Here is a 19,010-nt window from a genome sequence, read left to right on the forward strand (position 1 = left end):
CACCCGTCCGGTTGCGCTGCCTGCGGGCCAATATACATGTAGTCCGCATTAGTTAAAGTACCTAACTTAGTATGTGCACTATTCAACGATCTCCCGTCGCCCGGAAGGACGAAGCGCCCCATGCAGAGCAGCAGCAACGCCGCGGAGGATCCGTTCGACGAAGGCGGTCGCAGCATCCTGCGCCAGCCCCTGTCCGTCTGGGCCACGGCCGGCGCGGCGGTCGTCGCCTTCATGGGCATCGGCCTGGTGGACCCGATCCTGCCGTCGATCGCCAAGGGGCTGGAGGCCACGCCCAGCCAGGTCTCGCTCCTCTTCACCTCCTACTTCCTGATCACCGCGTTCGCGATGCTGGTGACCGGCTTCGTCTCCAGCCGGACAGGCGGCCGCAGGACGCTGCTCGCCGGACTGGCCCTCGTCGTGGTCTTCGCGGCGCTCTCGGGCACCTCCACCTCCGTCGGTGAGCTGGCCGGCTTCCGGGCGGGCTGGGGTCTGGGCAACGCGCTCTTCGTCTCCACCTCGCTCGCGGTGATCGTGGGCGCGGCGGCGGGCGGCAGCGCGGCGGCCATCCTGCTGTACGAGTCGGCGCTCGGCCTCGGAATGGCATGCGGTCCGCTGCTGGGCGCGGTGCTCGGCGACATGGAGTGGCGCTACCCCTTCTTCGGCACCGCCGCCCTCATGGCCATCGGCTTCGTCGCCATCACGGCCTTCCTGAAGGAGCAGCCCCGGCCTGCCCGGAAGACCTCCCTGCTCGACCCCGTCAAGGCGCTCGGGCACGGCGGGCTCGCCTCCGCCGCCGCCTCGGCCTTCTTCTACAACTACGCTTTCTTCACGGTCCTGGCCTTCACGCCGTTCGTGCTGGCCCTGACCCCGTACACCTCGGGAGCGGTCTTCTTCGCCTGGGGTGTGCTGCTCGCGGTGTTCTCCGTGCTGGTGGCTCCCCGCCTCCAGAAGCGCTTCGGCTCGCTGAAGGTGCTGGGCGGCTCGCTGATGCTCTTCGCCGCCGACCTGCTGGCGCTCGGCTACGGCGGCCACACCACCGCCGTCGTCTGCACGATCCTCTCCGGCGCCTTCATCGGCGTGAACAACACCGTCTACACGGAGCTGGCGCTGGGTGTCTCGGACGCCCCACGGCCGGTGGCCAGCGCGGGCTACAACTTCGTCCGCTGGTTCGCGGCCGCTGCGGCCCCGTATCTGGCGCCGAGGATCGAGGAGTGGACCGACCCCCACATCCCGTTCGTGGTCGCCGCGGCCGCGGCCGTGGCGGGGGCGGGCGTCGTGGCGGTCCGGCGCCGCTCACTGACCCTCACGCCGGAGGGGCCGGTGCCGGAACACCAGCGCGAGGACGCGGCGGCGGCCGCAATCCAGCCCGCCTGAGCGGCCGACGTCCCCTCGGACCCACCCGGCGGCCGCCCAGGCCGCCCGCCCCGGCCGACGTCCAGCCCGACCGACGTACACCGCGCCCGGCCCTGTCGAGGTCCACCGCGCCCGAGCCGTTCGCCGCCGGGGTCGTCGCCCGGTCCGGGTCCGGTCCGGCCGCCTCAGTCCAGACCCACGGACCTGCGCTGCGGATCGCGCAGGTCCGTACCGTGCGCAAGCCAGCGCTTCTCCAGGGCCCCCGCGCCGTGGACGCGCTTCCAGGCGGCTTCGTTGGCCGTCATCGGCAGCAGGGGCAGAAACCGGACCGGGTCCATCGGCGCACTGAGCTCCAGGTCCTCCACCAGACCGCCCGACTCCGCGACGAGCACGGACTCGAAGGGCGCCCCCGGCCACAGCGGCTCACCGACGTCGAGCGAAGCCCCCGGCGCCACGACGACCCCCTCGACCTGCGGGGACGCGGCGAGCACCGCGAGCGGGCGAAGGAGCTTGTCGGTATCGGCGCCCCCGGGCCGTACGGAGATCAGCAGCTCCGCGCGCGGGCCGCGCACGGCGTCCGTGAGAGCCGCGGTGGGATCGGTCATGGGCTGCGCGGACATCCCGAGTGTGGCGTAGCGCACCACATCGCCGTCGACGAATCGGAGAACCTCGATGCGGTCGGTGCCCAGGAAGGTCACCGAGGCGCGCGCATCCGGGGAGCCCAGCGCCGTATGCAGCCGGGCCTCGACGAGCTGAAGAACATCTGACATACCGTGAGCATAGAACGCGTATGCAGCAGGCAAAGTGGCGACTTGACACACTGGACAACTGATAGTCTTGGCCGCTGATCAGGGCAGCAGACATCAGCACCGGATATCCGAGCCCTGACGATCAGTCTCGCGGCGCATGTCGCGATCCGTGTTTTCCCCTACGGGGGACCGGCCGGAGGAGGTGGGGCTGCGGTGGATCCTAGTCGACCGTGCAGTACCAACAGCTCTTCCGTGCTCTGCCACTTCATCGCGATCTGAACCCTCCGTACCCCGCCGCTCAGCGGCGAAACCACTGAGGTTCACGGCACATACGGAAGAGCGACCTCGTTTTGCCTCGATCCGTGCCTTGAGCGATATGCCGTCACCGCGGCGCAGCGGTGCCGCCCGCCCTGCCGACGTACGAGAAGACGTACGTCTCTTCCTTGGGGCGGCGCCTTTCCCCCGGGGAACCCAGCCGCCGGCGGCCGGCCCGTTAAGGAGCCTGCCATGTCGATGATCCGTGACCTGCGCGCTGCCGTACGCCCCGCCCTGCGCAAGGGCGGTACCGGCTACGGCATCCGCGTCGAGCAGCCCGGTGCGCCCACCTCCGTGGTGGACTGCGCGGTGTACCGGGACGGCAGCCGCGTCCGCGACCATCTGACACCGCGGGAGGCCATGGAACGGGTGCGCTCCGAGGGCGGCTTCGCCTGGATCGGACTGCATGAGCCCACGGAGGAGGAATTCTCGGGCATCGCGCAGGAGTTCGGCCTCCACCCGCTCGCTGTGGAGGACGCGGTGCACGCACACCAGCGGCCGAAGCTGGAGCGCTACGACGACACGCTCTTCACCGTCTTCAAGACCATCCACTACGTGGAGCACGCCGAGCTCACCGCCACCAGCGAGGTCGTGGAGACCGGCGAGGTGATGTGCTTCACCGGCCGGGACTTCATCATCACCGTCCGGCATGGCGGGCAGGGCTCGCTGCGCGCCCTGCGGCACCGGCTGCAGGACGATCCGGAGCTGCTCGCCAAGGGCCCGTCCGCCGTTCTGCACGCCATCGCCGACCAGGTGGTGGACGGCTACATCGCGGTGGCCGACGCGGTCCAGGACGACATCGACGAGGTGGAGATCGAGGTCTTCAGCTCGGAATCGGGGGGCGGCCGCTCACGGGGCGGTGACGCCGGCCGTATCTACCAGCTCAAGCGTGAGGTGCTGGAGTTCAAGAGGGCCGTCTCACCCCTGCTGCGGCCGATGCAGCTGCTGTCGGAGCGGCCGATGCGGCTGGTCGACCCGGACATCCAGAAGTACTTCCGGGACGTCGCGGACCACCTGGCCCGGGTCAATGAGCAGGTGGTGTCCTTCGACGATCTGCTCAACTCCATCCTCCAGGCGAACCTCGCCCAGGCGACCGTCGCGCAGAACGAGGACATGCGCAAGATCACGGCTTGGGCGGCGATCATCGCCGTGCCGACCATGATCTGCGGCGTTTACGGCATGAACTTCACCTACATGCCGGAACTGCACTGGAAGTACGGCTACCCGGCGGTGATGGCCGTGATCGTGGGGATCTGTTTCACGATCCACCGCGGCTTCAAGCGCAACGGCTGGCTCTGATCCCCTTCGGACGGCTGGGCCCTGTCCGGGGCGATCTTCAAGGAGCGGCCCGCGGCGTCGGGAGTGCGGGGGCACTCCCTGTCACTCCGCTCGCCGCCGGTCTCCCATGATCACCAGCGCGAGGCCGGCGAGGATCACCAGGAGCGCGGGGTAGGCCGCCGACGGCGGGTTCTGTCCGAGCCAGAGCGCCGCGATCAGCGCCGCGCCCGGTGCCTCCAGCAGGATCGCGGTCGAGGTGACCGACGGCCCGAGGCCGCGCACCACCCGGTTGATCAGCGAGTGACCGAGCAGCTGGGCGCAGCCGGTCAGCACGGCGAGCTTCAGCCAGGTCACGCCGCTGTAGCCGACGAGCGCGGAGCCCGAGAGCAGACAGGTCACCAGCAGCAGCACCGCCGTCGTGGTGTAGCAGACGTAGGTATACGCGGTGGTGCTCACGTCGCGCCGCACCACGGAGCCGATCAGCACATATCCGGCAGCCGCCATGCCGCCGCCCAGCGCGAGCGCGTCGCCCGCGAGGGCGAGCGGCGACAGCGACAGATCCACCCCGGTGAGCAGCACCACGCCGAGGAAGGCCAGCGCTGTGCCCGCCCAGACCAGGGCGGGCCGGCGGTGGCCGCGCAGCCGCAGCACGAGGGTCGTCCAGATCGGTGTCGTGGTGACGAGCGCGGTGGACGACGCCACGGACGTGAGGTGGAGACTGGGCAGCCAGAGCCCGAAGTGCAGCGCGAGCAGGGCCCCGGCCGCGGCGGACAGCAGCAGCGCCTTGCGCCCCATCCCCAGCTCGGTCCGGTGGCGGATCAGCGCCAGCGGCGACAGCGCACCGACCGCCATGGCGTTGCGCCAGAACGCGATGGCCAGAGCGGGCGCGGCGGTCGCCGCGATGAGCGGCGCGGAGAACGCGATCCCGCCAACGGCGACCGCGAGGAGCAGGAGGTCGACACGGACGGCGGTCCCCACGTCATGGACCGCGGGGACACTCTGCTCGGTACGGGGACGGGCTGTCGGCACTGAGTCCTCGCGAGGGTACGGGGGACGGACCTGTTCAGAGTAAGGCGCGTACGGCTGGGACGTAACTGACCCTCCGGCCGCTGGGGGCTGTTCGTACGGGCACCGGGACCGTCCCCTCCGGCGGGCGAGGCTTAAGGTGACCTCATGACGCAGACGCCCGCCCTGATCGATCGCGCCCTCATCGAGGAGGCCACCAAGAAGTCCGGCCTCATCTGGGTCCAGGGCAGCGACGGCCCCACCCGCGCCCTGTGGCACGTATGGCACGACGGCGCCGCCTGCCTCGTCGGCGACGGGCCGGGAGAACAGCCGTTCGCCGGGCTCGGTCTGGCCGACGGGGGCCCGGCCACCGTGACCGTACGCAGCAAGGACAAGGGCAGTCGCCTGGTGACGTGGCCGGCCCGCGTCAGCGAGCAGACGCCCGGCAGCGACGCCTGGCAGGCGGCAGTGGAGGAGCTCAAAGGGAAGCGGCTGAACGCCCCGGACGCCGAGCACGTCGCCGATCGCTGGGCACGCGAGTGCCGGGTGCTCCGGCTGGAGCCCGTCGGCTCGCTCGCCGAGTTGCCGGACGGTTCGCTGGCAGCCGCGCCCCCGACGACTCCGGCCACCACGCGCCGCCCGATTCCGGCCGCACTGCCGAAGCTGCTCCGCAAGGGCCTCAGGGGCCGCAGCCGCGGCTGAGACGCCCTCCTGCACCGCCCCATGGGCGGGTGGGGCCGGTCCGACCTCGGCTCCAGCGCCTCCGACCAGGCGATCCGGCGCCTTGCGGCTGACCGCACCAGGCCACCCCGCTACCGGGAACCTCGGCTGAGGCGGCCCTAGTTGCCGGTCGTGATCCGGCGGCCGTAGTCGACGATATGGCCCTTGTCCGGGGCCTTCAGGGCGAAGTCCTCGTTCCAGTCGGCGAGTTCGAGGACTCCCGCGCCGCCCGCCCGTTGCAGGCGCAGCGGGTAGGGCGTGCCCTCCAGGGACACATCGAGTGAGCCGCCCGACCCCTCGCCGCCGGTGATCCGGATCGTACGGGTTCCCCCGACGCTGCCACGGTCGCCGGTGGCGCGCTTGCCGTGCAGGCCCAGCAGCCCGTCCAGCAGCAGGTCCATGTCCGTGAAACCGCTGAGTTGCTTGTACGCGGGGTCGCTGCTGGGCACCTTGACGAACTTGTCGTCGAGTTTGCTGGCCGCGGCGCTGTCCGACGTGGAGGAGCCGCCCTCCTGGCGGGCCCAGAAGTCGGCGTCGGCCTTCAGATAGAGCTCGTTGCCGACCCGGAGCAGTTCGAACCGGCTGCCCTTGCTGGAGAGGTGGCCGATCCCGCCGCCCTTCTTCAGGCGCATGTCGAGCTTGTACGTACGCCCCTTGGTGACGACGCTGCCCGACAGCCGTACCGCCTCCGCACCGTCCACCGCCTTGCGGGCCCTGCTCTCGATCTTGGCGGCGGAGAGCTTGCCGACGCCGTTCGTGCCGGCGTCCGGGTCCTCACCGCCGCCGCACCCCACGAGCGCCGCGGCGAGTCCCGAGCACACGGCCCCCACCAGTGCCGCGTTCCGTGTGCGGGGGAATGCAGTCACGTCGGCTCTGCCTCCTGAATGCGGTGACCTCGACAGCAGACGGCAGCGTACCTGGGCCGTACCCGCGGTCCGGAAGGCAGCCGTCCGGGCCGGCTGTCCCGGCGGCCGCGACCGGGGCACGCTAGCCTGAATCCGATATCAAAGGATTTGCCCGGCAATAAGGAGGCGCGCGGTATGGCGTCTGGCGCCCCCCGGGTCTTCGTCTCCCACCTCGCGGGTGTCGCGGTCTTCGACCCCCACGGCGATCAGGTGGGCCGCGTCCGTGACCTCGTGGCGATGCTGCGGGTGGGGGGACGGCCGCCGCGGCTGCTCGGGCTGGTCGTCGAGGTCGTCAGCCGACACCGGATCTTCGTCCCCATGACCCGGGTCACCGGCGTCGAGTCCGGACAGGTCATCACCACCGGTGTGATGAACATGCGCCGCTTCGAACAGCGGCCGACCGAGACGCTGGTGATCGGTGAACTGCTCGACCGGCGGGTGCGCCTGGTCGAGACCGGCGATGAGGTCACGGTCCTCGATGTGTCGGTGGCCCAGCTTCCCGCCCGGCGGGACTGGGAGATCGACAAGGTCTTCGTACGGCGCGGCAGGGGCGGGCCGCTGCGCCGGCGCGGTGAGACGCTGACCGTCGAGTGGTCGGCCGTCACCGGCTTCTCGGTCGAGGAGGAGGGGCAGGGTGCGGCCAACCTGCTGGCCACCTTCGAACAGTTGCGGCCCGCCGACCTCGCCAACGTCCTGCACCATCTGTCCGCCAAGCGCCGCGCGGAGGTCGCGGCCGCCCTCGACGACGACCGGCTCGCCGACGTCCTGGAGGAGCTGCCCGACGACGACCGGGTGGAGATCCTCGGGAAGCTCAAGGAGGAGCGCGCCGCGGACGTCCTGGAGGCGATGGACCCGGACGACGCCGCCGACCTGCTCTCCGAGCTGCCGGAGACCGACAAGGAACGGCTGCTCGGCCTGATGCGCCCGCACGACGCCGCTTCCGTACGGCGGCTGATGTCGTACGAGGAGAGCACCGCGGGCGGGATCATGACCACCGAGCCGATCGTGCTGCGCCCGGACGCCACGGTGGCGGTCGCGCTCGCGCGGGTGCGCGACCCCGATCTGAGCCCCGCGCACGCCGCGCAGGTGTTCGTCTGCCGGCCGCCGGACGAGACACCGACCGGCCAGTACCTGGGGGTCGTGCACTTTCAGCGGCTGCTGCGCGACCCGCCCTACACCCTGGTCGGCGCGATCGTCGACAGCGATCTCCAGCCCCTGCCACCGGACACCCCGCTGCCCGCGCTGACCAGTTATCTCGCCACGTACAACCTGGTGGCGGCGCCGGTCGTCGACGACGCGGGGCATCTGCTGGGGGCCGTGACGGTGGACGACGTCCTGGACCACCTCCTGCCCGACGACTGGCGCGAGTCGGAGATCCCCGGACCGTGGGGAGTGGCCCATGCCGGTTGAGCGCCGCCCCGAGCGCCTGGAGCGCGTGGAACGCCCGCGCACGGAGCGTGCGGAGCGCCCGCAGCGCCGGCTCGACCTGCCGCAGACCCGTCGGCGCAGGCCGCTGCCCGAGTACGACCCGGACGCCTTCGGACGGCTCTCGGAACGGATCGCGCGCTTCCTCGGGACCGGCCGCTTCATCGTCTGGATGACCTTCGTCATCCTCCTGTGGGTGTTCTGGAACATCAGCGCTCCGACGGAGCTGCGGTGGGACGAGTACCCGTTCATCTTTCTGACGCTCGTGCTGTCGTTGCAGGCCTCCTACGCCGCTCCGCTGATCCTGCTCGCACAGAACCGGCAGGCGGACCGGGACCGCGTCAACCTCGAGCAGGACCGCGCGCGCAACGACCGCAGCATCGCCGACACCGAATATCTGACCCGGGAGATCGCCGCCCTGCGGATGGGGCTGGGCGAGGTCGCCACCCGCGACTGGATCCGCTCCGAGCTGCAGGACGTGATGAAGGAGCTCGAGCGGCAGCATTCCGCGGAGAGTGACCAACGCGACCGCTGACGGTTTTCCTCACTCTCGGTGGGGAGCCGTACCATCGGTGGCATGGCTACCGACACGCCCGACGCCCCCAACGCAGTGCCCGCCGAAGAAGCGGTGCGCGATGCGCTCGCGACGGTGAACGACCCCGAGATCCACCGCCCCATCACCGATCTCGGCATGGTCAAATCCGTCGAGATCGCCGCGGACGGCTCGGTGGCGGTCGGGGTCTATCTGACCGTGTCCGGCTGCCCGCTGCGCGACACCATCACCCGCGAGGTGACCGAGGCGGTCTCCCGCGTCTCGGGCGTGACGAGCGTCAGTGTCGAGCTCGATGTGATGAGCGACGAGCAGCGCAAGGAGCTGGCGAGCTCGCTGCGCGGCGGTACGGCCGAGCGCGAGGTGCCGTTCGCCAAGCCCGGCTCGCTGACCCGGGTGTACGCGGTGGCCTCCGGCAAGGGCGGCGTCGGCAAGTCCTCGGTGACGGTCAACCTCGCCGCGGCGATGGCCGCGGACGGGCTGAAGGTCGGTGTCGTCGACGCGGACATCTACGGCCACTCGGTCCCGCGCATGCTGGGCGTGGACGGCCGCCCCACCCAGGTCGAGAACATGATCATGCCGCCGTCGGCGAACGGGGTGAAGGTCATCTCGATCGGGATGTTCACCCCGGGGAACGCCCCGGTGGTGTGGCGCGGGCCGATGCTGCACCGCGCGCTCCAGCAGTTCCTCGCGGACGTCTACTGGGGCGACCTGGACGTCCTGCTGCTCGACCTGCCGCCGGGCACCGGTGACATCGCCATCTCGGTGGCCCAGCTGGTGCCGAACGCGGAGATCCTGGTCGTGACCACGCCGCAGCAGGCTGCCGCGGAGGTCGCCGAACGGGCCGGGGCCATCGCCGTGCAGACGCACCAGAAGATCGTCGGCGTGGTCGAGAACATGTCGGGGCTGCCCTGCCCGCACTGCGACGAGATGGTCGATGTCTTCGGCACGGGCGGCGGCCAGAAGGTCGCCGAGGGCCTGACCCGGACCACGGGCGCGACCGTCCCGGTCCTGGGCGCCATCCCGATCGACGTACGCCTGCGGGAGGGCGGCGACGAGGGCAAGCCGGTGGTGATCACCGACCCGGACTCCCCGGCGGGCAGCGCGCTGCGGGACATCGCGGGCAAGCTCGGCGGGCGTCAGCGCGGTCTGGCGGGCATGGCGCTGGGGATCACCCCGCGCAACAAGTTCTGACGCGACCGCTGCTCAGGGGTCACCGAAGCCGCCGGACCGGCCTCGGCACACGGGCACACGGGGCACACGGGGCACACGGGGCACACGGCAGAGTTTCGGAATGCGGGTCCCTGGTCCCGTGGCCCCGGAGGGCGCGCGGAGCCCGGTCTCCTGGTCGCGGGATGCGGCTGTGTCCCGGAATACGGCGTTGCCCGCCCCGGAGCCCTGGTCCCAGGGCCTGGAGACGGGCAACCGTGTCCCTCAGCGGGCGTACGAGGCGATGTCCTTGATCACCGAGAAGCCCAGGCCGTAGGCGCTCATGCCACGCCCGTACGCGCCGATGTGCACGCCCTCCTGGGCCTGCGCGGAGCCCGCCAGCACCCAGCCGTACTCGGACTCCCGGTAGTGGAAGGGCGTCGGCACACCGTCCACCGGCAGCGACAGCGTCGTCCAGTCCGGAGCGGACAGGTCGTCCGCCAGCTCCCAGGCGATCGCGGTCTGCTGCTCCAGCCAGTCGTCGCGCAGGGCACGCTCCATCTGGGTGGGCCAGGTGCATGACAGCAGACCCGAACCGGCCAGCCAGGCCGCCGAGGAGACCGAGGTGGCCTCCAGGACGCCGGTGCCGTCGGCGCTGCGCCGCACCGGGCGGCTGGCGACCGTCACCACCACCGCGAAGCGCTGCTTGTCGTGCTCGGTCTCCACCCTCACGGAGGGCTCTTCGCCGTGCCCGGTCGATCCGTGCTCGACCGTACCGTCGGCGGCGGTACCCACCTGCATCAGCCAGCGCGGACCGGAGAATGCCTCGTCCAAGCCGTACCAGGGGAAGCCCGCCAGCAGATAGCCGTCGAGGCTGCGGCCGCCCGGGAGCTCCGCCGCCGGTCTTCCGGCCTCCACGTCGTCGGACGGGCTGGGCTCGTCGGACGCCCCCTGCGCCCCCAGCCGACTCGTCGTCTCCATCTGCGTGGTGCCTCCTTGTTGCCCCGTCGTCTTAGGGCGAACCGCCCCCCTCGGGCGACCTCACCCCGGACACAGGGAGGATAGCCACACCGGTCGGTCCAGTCGGACATACGGGGGGATCACGTGGCGTCGGAGTCGAAGGGCGGACGTTCGTCCGGGTCGCCGTGACCATCCTTGCGGAGCAGATCGGAGCCGCCGGCCGCGGTGCCGGACTGCTTGCTGAGCGATGTGCCGGACGCTCCTCCGGCAGCGGCGTCGCCGCCCCGCCCGTGCACCGCGTCGGACACCTCGGACATCTCCTTGCGGAGGTCGAAGCCGTTACGGATCTCCTTGAGCCCGAGGTCGTCGTCGTCCATGAGCTGCTTGCGCACGAACGTCTTCGGGTTGAGGTCCTCGAAGTCGAAGTCCTTGAACTCCGGGCCCAGCTCGGAGCGGATGTCGGCCTTGGCGCCCTCGGAGAAGTCACGGACCTTGCGGATGAAGCGCGAGATGTCCTGGATGAGCTTGGGCAGCTTGTCAGGACCGAAGATGAGCACCGCAAGGATCACGAGCGCGACGACCTCGAGTGCGCCTATGTCATTGAACACCCTGCAGCTCCTTGAGATGTCCACGGCCGGGCTGGTCGGACGGGGCCTCCCCGCGGCGGGCGGGGGACGGGTCGGGGCCTGGTCCACGGTACCCGGCTGCGCCGGGTGGGCGGTACATCATCAGCGGCCGCTCGCGCTGCCGAGGGTCAGCCGGAGCGTACGCCGCTCGCCGTCGCGCTCCAGCGTCAGCCGCAGCCGGTCGCCCGGGCGGTGGCTGCGGATCTTCACGATCAGTTCCTCACCGCTGTGCACCCGGGCGCCGTCGACCTCGGTGATGACGTCGCCGGGCTCGATGCCGGCCTGGTCACCGGGGCCGCCCCGCTTCACCGGTCCGCCGCCGCCCGCCCTGGTGGCGACGCGTGCGCCGTCGCCGGAGTACTGCAGGTCGAGCGTGACACCGATCACAGGGTGCGTGGCCCGGCCGGTGTTGATCAGCTCCTCGGCGACCCGCTTCCCCTGGTTGATCGGGATGGCGAAGCCGAGACCGATGCTGCCGCCCTGGTCGCCCTCCAGGCCCGGTCCGCCGTCGGCGGCCTTGATGGCGCTGTTGATGCCGATGACACGCGCCCGGGAATCCACCAGCGGGCCACCGGAGTTGCCGGGATTTATCGGGGCGTCGGTCTGCAGGGCGTCGACGTAGCTGATGTCACTGCCGTCACCCTTCTCCCCGCCCGCGGTGATCGGGCGCTCCTTGGCGCTGATGATGCCCGTGGTGACCGTGCCCGCCAGGTCGAAGGGGGCGCCGATGGCGACGACCGGGTCGCCCACCCGTACGGAGTCGGAGTTGCCGAGGGCCAGGGGCTTGAGGCCGGAGACGCCCCGGACCTTGACGACGGCGAGGTCGTATCCGCTGTCCCGCCCCACGACCTCGGCGGGGGCGGATTCGCCGCCGCTGAACGTCACGGTTATGCCGCCGTCCGAGCCCGCGGGCGCGACGACATGGTTGTTGGTCAGGATGTGGCCGCGCTTGTCGAGCAGGAAGCCGGTGCCGGTGCCCTGCGCGTCGCTGCCCTTGACGTGGAGCGTGACGACACCGGGCAGTGCGGCGGCGGCGATTCCGGCGACGCTCTCCGGGTCCCGGTCGCCCGCCTCCGCGGAGGCCTGCGGCAGCTCGACCTCCGTGATGCCGCCGTTGCGCTCGACGTACGCGCCGATCCCCCCGCCGATGCCGCCCGCGACCAGGGCGAGCACCAGCGCTCCGACGAGGAGGCTGCCGCGGTGTGAGGGGCGCCGGGGGGCTTCGACGGTGCCGGCCGGGGCGGCACCGGTCAGCCGGGGGGCGCCCCATGGGTCGTACTGCTGCCAGTGGCCGGACTCCCGCGGCCCCGGCCCGTACTGGTGCGGCAGGGGGTACGCACCGGTCGGCGCGTTCCCGGCGGCTGCTCCGTGCGGCAGCTGCGACGTCACCGTGGCGGGAGCGGCAGGGCCGGCCGGCGCGGTGGCGGCGGGAAGGCCGTGCGACGGGGTCGCCTGGGAAGAGACCGCCGGAGAGGGGACCGGGGTGCCGTGCGGCGGAGTGGCCACGGGGCGCTGCACGGGAGGTGCCGGGGCCCATGGGCCGGGCTCACCGTAGGGGGGTGTGCCGTACGGGTCGGGGGCGTGCCGGGGCTGCACCTTCTGCTGTGGGGCGGACGGCTCGCTCGCGGATGCGCTGTCCATGGGTGCGGCGGCAGCGGGGGCGGTGTCCGCGCGTCCGCTGTCCATGGCCGGTGGCTCCGTCGGTGCCGCACCGGTGGCAGCGGAGCGATCCCCCGCGGTACCGGAACCCGGGGTGGGCGCGGTACCCGCCGACAGCGCCGCAGGGCCGTCCGATGCGCTGCCGGTACCGGGTGCCGGCGCGGAGCGGTCCGACGTGGTGCCGGTGCCCGATGCGGGCGAGGTACCAGCTGATACGGCCACAGGGCCGTCCGGCGCGGTACTGGTACGCGGTACGGCCGCGGGGCCGTCCGCCGCGGTACCGGGATCCGGCGTGGCCGCGGCGCCGCCCGGGACCGCCGTCGTGCCGCCCGAGGAGCCCGCGGCCGTCTCCGATACGGCCGCCGCGCCGGTCTGCTCCGCGGACTGCGTCAGTGCGGGCTCCGCTTCGACGCCCCGCAGGCCGCCCACGTCCCGCCGGGGCCGGCTCCACCAATTCGGCTTCGACTCCGGCTCGGCGGCCGTCCCCTCGTCCATGCTCTCCCCACAGTTCGCCCGGTATCGCACGGGCTGCGCCAGCACCCCGCCCACCCCCGCGTCGGCGATTCAACCAGGTCTGCGCGGGCGTGCGCAGTGACACCCTCAGTGACCCGCGGACGCCTGGGCGTCAGGAGCCGTCGCGGCGACGACCGGCGCCGCGCCTTCCGGCGAGGTGGAGGACGCGGCAGGCCGGGCCGGCGCGGTGCCGGCGAACGCCGTGCCGAACGGCGTGCCCTGGTGCCCGGCCGCCACCGGGCGTATCAGCGGACTCAGCGCCGGGGCGGTGGGGAGCAGCGGCGAGGTGTAGGGGAGCAGCGGGATGGACGGATGGGTGGTCGGCGCGGGAGAGGACGGTCCGCGCACACCCGTCGGCGCGACGAGCGGGAAGTGGTGCCCGCCCGCCGCCGATGCGGCCAGGAGCGCGTCACCGCCGCTCACCGACGCGGCCCCGCCCGCCGGAGCTGTACGCACCGGGGTCGGCGCGGACTCACCCCGTCCACCGGACACATCGACAGCCGCCTCCAGCGGCAGCGCGCCTCCGAGAGCGAACGCGGCGAGTGACACCGCCCCCGCTGCCGCGAACGCGAACCGGCGGCCGCGTGAGGCCGACCGCTCGACATCATGGATGCGGAAACCGGACTCGTCCGCCCCGCCATGCCCCCGCGACGGCACGTAGGAGAAGTTCTGCGGCCCTCCGAGGGCACCACCCCCCAAGCCCGGCCCCGAACCGAAGGGGCTCCCCTGGCCGCCGTCGCCGCCCGGCAGACCCTGCAACCGGGCGAGCAGCCCCTCCGACGGAGGCGGAGGGGCGGTCTCGGCGAAGACGCTCTTCAACTGACGCTGCGCGTCGGCCTCCGCCTTGCACGTACTGCAGGTCGCCAGGTGCGCCAGCACCCGCTCGCGGGCCTCGTGCCCGAGCTCTCCGTCGACCAGCGCGGCGAGACGGTCGCCCAGGTGCTGCTCGGCGTGGCTCGCGCCGCCGGACGCCGTCACGCCCCCCCGCCCTCTCCTGCGATGGCCGGGAACGCGGCAGCGAGCGAGCGCTGCTGCTCGGCGCGGGCCGAGGGCGACCGGTGCTTGAGCGCCTTGCGCAGATGGGAGCGGCCGCGGTGGATCCGGCTGCGGACCGTACCGAGCTTCACACCCAGCGTCGCCGCGATCTCCTCGTACGACAGCCCCTCGATGTCGCAGAGCACCACCGCCGCGCGGAACTCGGGCGCGAGGGTGTCCAGCGCCTGCTGTACATCCGCGTCGAAGTGACTGTCGTGGAAGTGCTGTTGGGGCGAGGGCTCACGGCTCGGCAGCCGCTCGGCGGCGTCGTCGCCGAGCGCGTCGAACCGGATGCGCTGGCGCCGCCGGACCATGTCCAGGAAGAGGTTGGTGGTGATCCGGTGCAGCCAGCCCTCGAAGGTGCCGGGGGTGTAGGTGGACAGCGAGCGGAAGACCCGGACGAAGACCTCCTGGGTGAGGTCCTCCGCGTCGTGCTGGTTCCCGGTCAGGCGATAGGCGAGGCGGTAGACCCGTGCGCTGTGCGTGCTGACGATCTCCTCCCAGGTGGGAGGGGTCCAGGCCTGCGCATCCGCCTCGTCACCGAAAGACGCAGTCGTGGAAAAGGTCGCTGTCGGCGCGGAGTCGGTGGTGGCGTGGAGACGGTCAGCGGTGTCGGTCACGGATCTCGGCTCGCCGGCCGACCTGCGAAAGCGCCTCAGCACTCCCCGGTCACCGGCCGCAGCCGCACCTCCCCTGTCGGCTCTGGTGGTGTCCAGTAGAGCCCCTACCATATCCACCTCGCCCGTTAGCTCCGGATAAGGATCTTTGACCCGCATTTTAGCCACGGTCCCGTCGGTCCCCTTTCCCGTTCCCCTCTCGGTAACGCCCGGTCCCATCAGCGGGTTCCCGGGGCAACGGATACAGTCACGGTTGCGTCGACTACGGGGACAGGAGAGGGCCATTACCGGCAACCGCCAGACGAGCTGGGCGTTCGCCGATGCGTTCGTCGCCGAGGACGAGGCGCTGCGCTGGGCCCGCGACCGGGCCCGCGAGGCAGGCCTGCGCTCGGTGTCGGTCGGCACCGGTGCCGCGCTGCGCCTGCTCGCCGCCGCGGCGGACGCCAAGGCCGTCGCCGAGATCGGCACCGGGACGGGCGTGTCCGGAATTCATCTCCTGTACGGCATGCGCCCCGACGGCGTACTGACCACCGTGGACACCGAGCCGGAGCGGCAGCAGTTCGCGCGTCAGGCCTTCCGCGCCGCCGGGTTCGCGGGCAACCGCGCCCGCTTCATCCCCGGCCGCGCGCTGGATGTCCTGCCGCGCCTGGCGGACGGCGGATACGACCTGGTGTTCTGCGACGGCGACCGTACGGAGTGCCTGGACTATCTCGCCGAATCGTTGCGCCTCCTGCGCCCCGGCGGCCTGGTCATCTTCGAAGGTGTCTTCGCGGACGGCCGGACCGTGGACTCGGCGACTCCGCCCGCGGAGATCCAGCGGTTGCGTGAACTCCTTCGCGCCGTACGCGAGAGCACGGTGCTGCTCCCCTCGCTGCTGCCGGTCGGCGACGGGCTGCTCTGCGCGGTCAAACGCTGACCGCTGCGGCAATGCGCCGGGGCGCAAGCCGTACGGCCGGGAAGCCGGGCTCCGGTCCACCCCCTCGTCCGCGCCCCACGGCCACCGCCTCGTCGACGAACCGGCCGTACGCCCCGGTCCGAGGCGGTACGACCGACCCCGCTGCCGCTGACGGAGGTGCGCCGGGTCCCGGCGCCGCCGGGCATCGTGCCCCGGCGCCGCGACCAGCTCGTACGCGACAACGGGCTTCGGCCGGCGCGCGGATGCCCGGCAACGCCGACGCGCGCCGCGGACACCGAGGCCCTCGCGGCTGCCGACGCCACGGGAGAGAGCGCAGGGACGGCGCCACGCGAGCCCTGGGCACTTGGCGCCTGATCAACTCCACGGGGGGCGGCGCGCATGCGCCGGAACATGCCACTGCCCCGGCGTCGGGCTGCGCGGGATGGCGCGCCTCCGCCGGGGCAGTGGCAGTGAAAGAGCTGTGGCCCTGCGCCTCAGCCGACGACCTTCTTCAACGCGTCGCCGAGCGCGTCGGCCTCGTCCGGGGTCAGCTCGACGACGAGACGACCGCCGCCTTCGAGCGGAACGCGCATGACGATGCCCCGCCCCTCCTTGGTCACCTCGAGCGGGCCATCGCCCGTCCGCGGCTTCATGGCCGCCATGCTCGTTCCCCTTCCTGAAACCAGCTCATCGCAGCCGACAACCCAGGTGTCACCGGCATCGAACACATTGCTTCCAGGCCATTATCCCGCATGGCGGACCCCGATGACCAACATCGGTTGGCATCCCTTCTGCAACGCGCTTACGCAAAACCACTCAAAATCGGCGATCGGCCTGCGATACTGCGCGGCTTCCCCACCACGGGTGTCGCCGGTCCTGTTTGACCGAGGTCACATACCTGCCGCCGGTGCCACCGCGGACGATCTCCGCCATGCTGGCCCTGACTGCCCGAGCCACTGACGGAGGGGACCCACCATGGCCGATACCGTGCTTCACGAGGTGACCGACGGACTCGCGACGATCACCTTGAACCGTCCCGATGCCATGAACGCGCTGAACGTCGAGACCAAGGTCGCGCTGCGGGACAGCCTGCGCCAGGCCGCGGACGACCCCGCCGTACGGGCCGTCCTGCTCATCGGCAGCGGACGCGCCTTCTGTGTCGGCCAGGACCTCAAGGAGCACATCGGCCTTCTGGCGGCCGACCGCGAGGCGGGCGGGGGCAGCACGATGACCACCGTGCGGGACCACTACAACCCGATCGTCACCGCGATCGCCGGGATGCCGAAGCCGGTGGTGGCGGGGGTGAACGGAGTGGCGGCCGGCGCCGGCGCGGGCTTTGCCTTCGCGGCCGACTACCGCGTGGTCGCGGACACCGCGGCCTTCAACACCTCGTTCGCCGGGGTCGCGCTGACCAGCGACTCGGGCGTGGCCTGGACCCTGCCCCGGCTGATCGGCCACGGCCGCGCCGCCGACCTGCTGTTCTTCCCGCGCAATGTGAGCGCACAGGAGGCGCTGGAGCTGGGCATCGCCAACAAGGTCATCCCTGCCGCGGACCTCGCCGCGGAGGCGGAGGCGGTCGCGCGCCGCCTCGCGAAGGGCCCCACCGCCGCGTACGCCGCGATCAAGGAAGCCTTGGCCCATGGAGCCGACCACGGCCTGGCCTCCACGCTGGAGAAGGAGGACGAACTCCAGGTCCGCGCCGGGGCATCGGAGGACCACCGGATCGCGGTGGAGGCCTTTGTGAAGAAGGAGAAGCCGACCTTTCTGGGGCGGTAACCGCGGTCATGGGGCGGGGCCGAGGCTGCTGAAGCGGTAGCTGCGGTCATGGGGGCGGACCGAGGCTCCTGAAGCGGTGGACACGGTCTCGGGGCGGGCCGAGGCCCCTGGCGGTGGGAGCCTTCCTCGGGCCGGGGCAGTCGCCGAGGCTCCGGGGGCGTACGGCCTGGCCCGGGCCGGGGCCGGTCGCCGACGGTCCCGCGCGATGAGCCTTCTCAGGGGCGGACTCCCAACGGGCTGGAGCTGGGGCAGTATGCCTGCTCGGGGGAGGCGTACGGGCCCGTCGCCCCCTGGAGAAAGGGCCGGTCCCCACGGTCTTCGGCGGGAGGGAGGCCCGGAGGTCGGCCCGCCCCTCAGGTCCCGCCGCCCCGCGCGACGCAGTCCGCCAAGTGGTCGTCGACCAGGCCGCAGGCCTGCATCAGGGCATAGGCCGTGGTCGGCCCCACGAAGCGGAAGCCGCGCTTCTTGAGGTCCTTCGAGAGGGCCGTCGACTCGGGAGTGATCGCGGGGATGTCGGCGATCGCGCGGGGCGCGGGCCGGCCGGCCGGGTCGGGGGCGTACGACCAGATCAGCGCGTCCAGCTCGCCCTCCGCCAGCTCGGCGGCGACCCGCGCGTTGGCGATGGACGCCTCGATCTTGGCGCGGTTGCGGATGATGCCGGTGTCCCCGAGCAGCCGATCCACATCCGCCTCGGTGAAGGCGGCGACGGCCGGTATCGAGAAGCCCCGGAAAGCCGCGCGGAAGCCCTCGCGGCGGCGGAGAATCGTCAGCCAGGACAGGCCGGACTGGAACGCCTCGAGGCACAGCCGTTCGAAGAGCGCGTCGTCACCGTGGAGCGGGCGGCCCCACTCGGTGTCGTGGTAGGAGACATAGTCCTCCGAGGACAGCCCCCACGGGCAGCGCAGGCGTCCGTCCGGGCCGGCGACCGCGCCGGTTGCCGTCCTCATGAGCGCGCGCCCGGGCCGCCCGGCTGCTCGTTCCGCGGGCCGTCCGCGCCGGGCCCCTCGGCCGTCGGACTGCGCTGCCCAAACGCGGAGGCCTGCGCGCCCGCGAGGGCGGCCTCAAGCTCGGCGATCCGGGCGTCGCGCTCGGCCAGCTCCGCACCCAGCCGGCCTAGGACATCGTCGACCTCCGTCATCCGGTAACCACGCACGGTCATCGGCAGACGCAGTGCCTCGATGTCGGCACGGCCGACCGGCCGGTCCGCGGGCAGCGGGTCGTGGAGCCGGTCCGGCTGCGCCTCCGGCAGCGCGACGCCGTCGTCACCGCCAACTACGACGGGCGGGAACGCGGCGACCACCGAGACCAGCGCGACGAGCAGGAACCAGAACACGACGATCTCCCCGGGGCCGTACGGAGCTGTAACCGAATCTGTAGACCACGATCGTGCCACGAGCGCCGCGCCCCCGGCGCGCTCCGCCCCCGGCCCCGCTCGACGGAAGGACCGGTGGGGAAGGCCCCGGCACGTCCTCCCGGCGCC

The 19,010-nt window shown here is 72.1% G+C and carries 19 protein-coding genes; 8 read left to right on the forward strand and 11 right to left on the reverse strand.

Features of this window, described 5'->3' with window-relative positions:
* The first annotated feature begins 120 nt into the window (after positions 1–120).
* The gene (locus ACTWQE_RS12925) at positions 121–1,374 is read left to right on the forward strand and encodes an MFS transporter (RefSeq protein ID WP_443329044.1); all 1,254 of its coding nucleotides are present in this window, start codon (positions 121–123) and stop codon (positions 1,372–1,374) included.
* A 164-nt stretch (positions 1,375–1,538) separates the two neighbouring features.
* Here the strand turns inward: ACTWQE_RS12925 and ACTWQE_RS12930 are convergent, their stop codons facing one another.
* Positions 1,539–2,123: a suppressor of fused domain protein gene (locus ACTWQE_RS12930; protein ID WP_443329045.1), complete on the reverse strand. Its 585-nt coding sequence runs from the start codon at positions 2,121–2,123 to the stop codon at positions 1,539–1,541.
* Between the two features lie 486 nt (positions 2,124–2,609).
* Between ACTWQE_RS12930 and ACTWQE_RS12935 the strand changes: the two genes are divergently transcribed.
* On the forward strand, positions 2,610–3,716 hold the full coding sequence (locus ACTWQE_RS12935) for a magnesium and cobalt transport protein CorA (RefSeq protein ID WP_443329046.1): 1,107 nt from the start codon (positions 2,610–2,612) through the stop codon (positions 3,714–3,716).
* An 81-nt stretch (positions 3,717–3,797) separates the two neighbouring features.
* Here ACTWQE_RS12935 and ACTWQE_RS12940 read toward each other — a convergent pair whose 3' ends face one another.
* Positions 3,798–4,673 (reverse strand): DMT family transporter, encoded by an 876-nt coding sequence (locus ACTWQE_RS12940; RefSeq protein WP_443329089.1) that lies wholly within the window; start codon positions 4,671–4,673, stop codon positions 3,798–3,800.
* Between the two features lie 195 nt (positions 4,674–4,868).
* Between ACTWQE_RS12940 and ACTWQE_RS12945 the strand changes: the two genes are divergently transcribed.
* Positions 4,869–5,402: a hypothetical protein gene (locus ACTWQE_RS12945; RefSeq protein WP_443329047.1), complete on the forward strand. Its 534-nt coding sequence runs from the start codon at positions 4,869–4,871 to the stop codon at positions 5,400–5,402.
* A gap of 137 nt (positions 5,403–5,539) precedes the next feature.
* Here the strand turns inward: ACTWQE_RS12945 and ACTWQE_RS12950 are convergent, their stop codons facing one another.
* Positions 5,540–6,286, reverse strand: a complete 747-nt coding sequence (locus tag ACTWQE_RS12950; protein WP_443329048.1) for a hypothetical protein — start codon at positions 6,284–6,286, stop codon at positions 5,540–5,542.
* 174 nt (positions 6,287–6,460) lie between these two features.
* Between ACTWQE_RS12950 and ACTWQE_RS12955 the strand changes: the two genes are divergently transcribed.
* The 3 genes from ACTWQE_RS12955 to ACTWQE_RS12965 all read left to right on the forward strand — a co-directional run bounded on the left by ACTWQE_RS12955 (position 6,461) and on the right by ACTWQE_RS12965 (position 9,494).
* Positions 6,461–7,735, forward strand: a complete 1,275-nt coding sequence (locus tag ACTWQE_RS12955) for a magnesium transporter MgtE N-terminal domain-containing protein (RefSeq protein WP_443329049.1) — start codon at positions 6,461–6,463, stop codon at positions 7,733–7,735.
* Entirely contained in the window at positions 7,725–8,285 is a 561-nt protein-coding gene (locus ACTWQE_RS12960; RefSeq protein ID WP_443329050.1) for a DUF1003 domain-containing protein, read from the forward strand. The genes ACTWQE_RS12955 and ACTWQE_RS12960 overlap by 11 nt, the downstream gene beginning before the upstream one ends.
* A 75-nt stretch (positions 8,286–8,360) precedes the next feature.
* The gene (locus ACTWQE_RS12965) at positions 8,361–9,494 is read left to right on the forward strand and encodes an Mrp/NBP35 family ATP-binding protein (RefSeq protein ID WP_443329090.1); all 1,134 of its coding nucleotides are present in this window, start codon (positions 8,361–8,363) and stop codon (positions 9,492–9,494) included.
* A 240-nt stretch (positions 9,495–9,734) separates the two neighbouring features.
* Here ACTWQE_RS12965 and ACTWQE_RS12970 read toward each other — a convergent pair whose 3' ends face one another.
* The 5 genes from ACTWQE_RS12970 to sigE all read right to left on the reverse strand — a co-directional run bounded on the left by ACTWQE_RS12970 (position 9,735) and on the right by sigE (position 14,973).
* The gene (locus tag ACTWQE_RS12970; protein WP_443329051.1) at positions 9,735–10,430 is read right to left on the reverse strand and encodes a hypothetical protein; all 696 of its coding nucleotides are present in this window, start codon (positions 10,428–10,430) and stop codon (positions 9,735–9,737) included.
* 119 nt (positions 10,431–10,549) lie between these two features.
* Positions 10,550–11,017, reverse strand: a complete 468-nt coding sequence (locus tag ACTWQE_RS12975; protein ID WP_443329052.1) for a sec-independent translocase — start codon at positions 11,015–11,017, stop codon at positions 10,550–10,552.
* Positions 11,018–11,137: 120 nt separating this feature from the next.
* Complete coding sequence (locus tag ACTWQE_RS12980; protein WP_443329053.1) at positions 11,138–13,189, reverse strand: trypsin-like peptidase domain-containing protein; 2,052 nt, start codon at positions 13,187–13,189, stop codon at positions 11,138–11,140.
* Positions 13,190–13,294: 105 nt separating this feature from the next.
* Entirely contained in the window at positions 13,295–14,185 is an 891-nt protein-coding gene (locus tag ACTWQE_RS12985; protein ID WP_443329054.1) for an anti-sigma factor family protein, read from the reverse strand.
* Positions 14,182–14,973, reverse strand: coding sequence for an RNA polymerase sigma factor SigE (gene sigE, locus ACTWQE_RS12990; RefSeq protein WP_443329055.1), 792 nt, complete (start codon positions 14,971–14,973; stop codon positions 14,182–14,184). Before sigE ends, ACTWQE_RS12985 begins: the two co-directional genes overlap by 4 nt.
* A gap of 139 nt (positions 14,974–15,112) precedes the next feature.
* On the opposite strand from sigE, the gene ACTWQE_RS12995 reads away from it, so the two are divergent.
* Positions 15,113–15,775, forward strand: coding sequence for an O-methyltransferase (locus tag ACTWQE_RS12995; protein ID WP_443329056.1), 663 nt, complete (start codon positions 15,113–15,115; stop codon positions 15,773–15,775).
* 473 nt (positions 15,776–16,248) lie between these two features.
* On the opposite strand, the gene ACTWQE_RS13000 is transcribed toward ACTWQE_RS12995, so the two are convergent.
* Positions 16,249–16,416 (reverse strand): DUF3117 domain-containing protein, encoded by a 168-nt coding sequence (locus ACTWQE_RS13000; RefSeq protein ID WP_003966491.1) that lies wholly within the window; start codon positions 16,414–16,416, stop codon positions 16,249–16,251.
* Between the two features lie 313 nt (positions 16,417–16,729).
* Here ACTWQE_RS13000 and ACTWQE_RS13005 point away from each other — a divergent pair, with 313 nt between their 5' ends.
* Positions 16,730–17,530, forward strand: coding sequence for an enoyl-CoA hydratase-related protein (locus ACTWQE_RS13005; RefSeq protein WP_443329057.1), 801 nt, complete (start codon positions 16,730–16,732; stop codon positions 17,528–17,530).
* A gap of 353 nt (positions 17,531–17,883) precedes the next feature.
* On the opposite strand, the gene ACTWQE_RS13010 is transcribed toward ACTWQE_RS13005, so the two are convergent.
* Both ACTWQE_RS13010 and ACTWQE_RS13015 read right to left on the reverse strand, forming a co-directional pair.
* Positions 17,884–18,477, reverse strand: coding sequence for a DNA-3-methyladenine glycosylase I (locus tag ACTWQE_RS13010; protein WP_443329058.1), 594 nt, complete (start codon positions 18,475–18,477; stop codon positions 17,884–17,886).
* Positions 18,474–18,863 carry a DivIVA domain-containing protein gene (locus ACTWQE_RS13015; protein ID WP_443329059.1) on the reverse strand — a complete coding sequence of 130 codons (390 nt, stop codon included), beginning with the start codon at positions 18,861–18,863 and terminating at the stop codon, positions 18,474–18,476. The genes ACTWQE_RS13010 and ACTWQE_RS13015 overlap by 4 nt, the downstream gene beginning before the upstream one ends.
* Positions 18,864–19,010: the final 147 nt, after the last annotated feature.

Origin of the sequence: Streptomyces sp. 8N706 (assembly GCF_052245415.1) — a bacterium.
Lineage (GTDB): Bacteria > Actinomycetota > Actinomycetes > Streptomycetales > Streptomycetaceae > Streptomyces.

What these genes read in the sequence shown, in the direction of transcription:
- ACTWQE_RS12925 (WP_443329044.1), top strand. Translation starts at nt 121, where the DNA reads ATGCAGAGCAGCAGCAACGCCGCGGAGGATCCGTTCGACGAAGGCGGT.
- ACTWQE_RS12930 (WP_443329045.1), bottom strand. Translation starts at nt 2,123, where the DNA reads ATGTCAGATGTTCTTCAGCTCGTCGAGGCCCGGCTGCATACGGCGCTG.
- ACTWQE_RS12935 (WP_443329046.1), top strand. Translation starts at nt 2,610, where the DNA reads ATGTCGATGATCCGTGACCTGCGCGCTGCCGTACGCCCCGCCCTGCGC.
- ACTWQE_RS12945 (WP_443329047.1), top strand. Translation starts at nt 4,869, where the DNA reads ATGACGCAGACGCCCGCCCTGATCGATCGCGCCCTCATCGAGGAGGCC.
- ACTWQE_RS12955 (WP_443329049.1), top strand. Translation starts at nt 6,461, where the DNA reads ATGGCGTCTGGCGCCCCCCGGGTCTTCGTCTCCCACCTCGCGGGTGTC.
- ACTWQE_RS12960 (WP_443329050.1), top strand. Translation starts at nt 7,725, where the DNA reads ATGCCGGTTGAGCGCCGCCCCGAGCGCCTGGAGCGCGTGGAACGCCCG.
- ACTWQE_RS12970 (WP_443329051.1), bottom strand. Translation starts at nt 10,430, where the DNA reads ATGGAGACGACGAGTCGGCTGGGGGCGCAGGGGGCGTCCGACGAGCCC.
- ACTWQE_RS12980 (WP_443329053.1), bottom strand. Translation starts at nt 13,189, where the DNA reads ATGGACGAGGGGACGGCCGCCGAGCCGGAGTCGAAGCCGAATTGGTGG.
- sigE (WP_443329055.1), bottom strand. Translation starts at nt 14,973, where the DNA reads ATGGTAGGGGCTCTACTGGACACCACCAGAGCCGACAGGGGAGGTGCG.
- ACTWQE_RS13000 (WP_003966491.1), bottom strand. Translation starts at nt 16,416, where the DNA reads ATGGCGGCCATGAAGCCGCGGACGGGCGATGGCCCGCTCGAGGTGACC.
- ACTWQE_RS13005 (WP_443329057.1), top strand. Translation starts at nt 16,730, where the DNA reads ATGGCCGATACCGTGCTTCACGAGGTGACCGACGGACTCGCGACGATC.
- ACTWQE_RS13010 (WP_443329058.1), bottom strand. Translation starts at nt 18,477, where the DNA reads ATGAGGACGGCAACCGGCGCGGTCGCCGGCCCGGACGGACGCCTGCGC.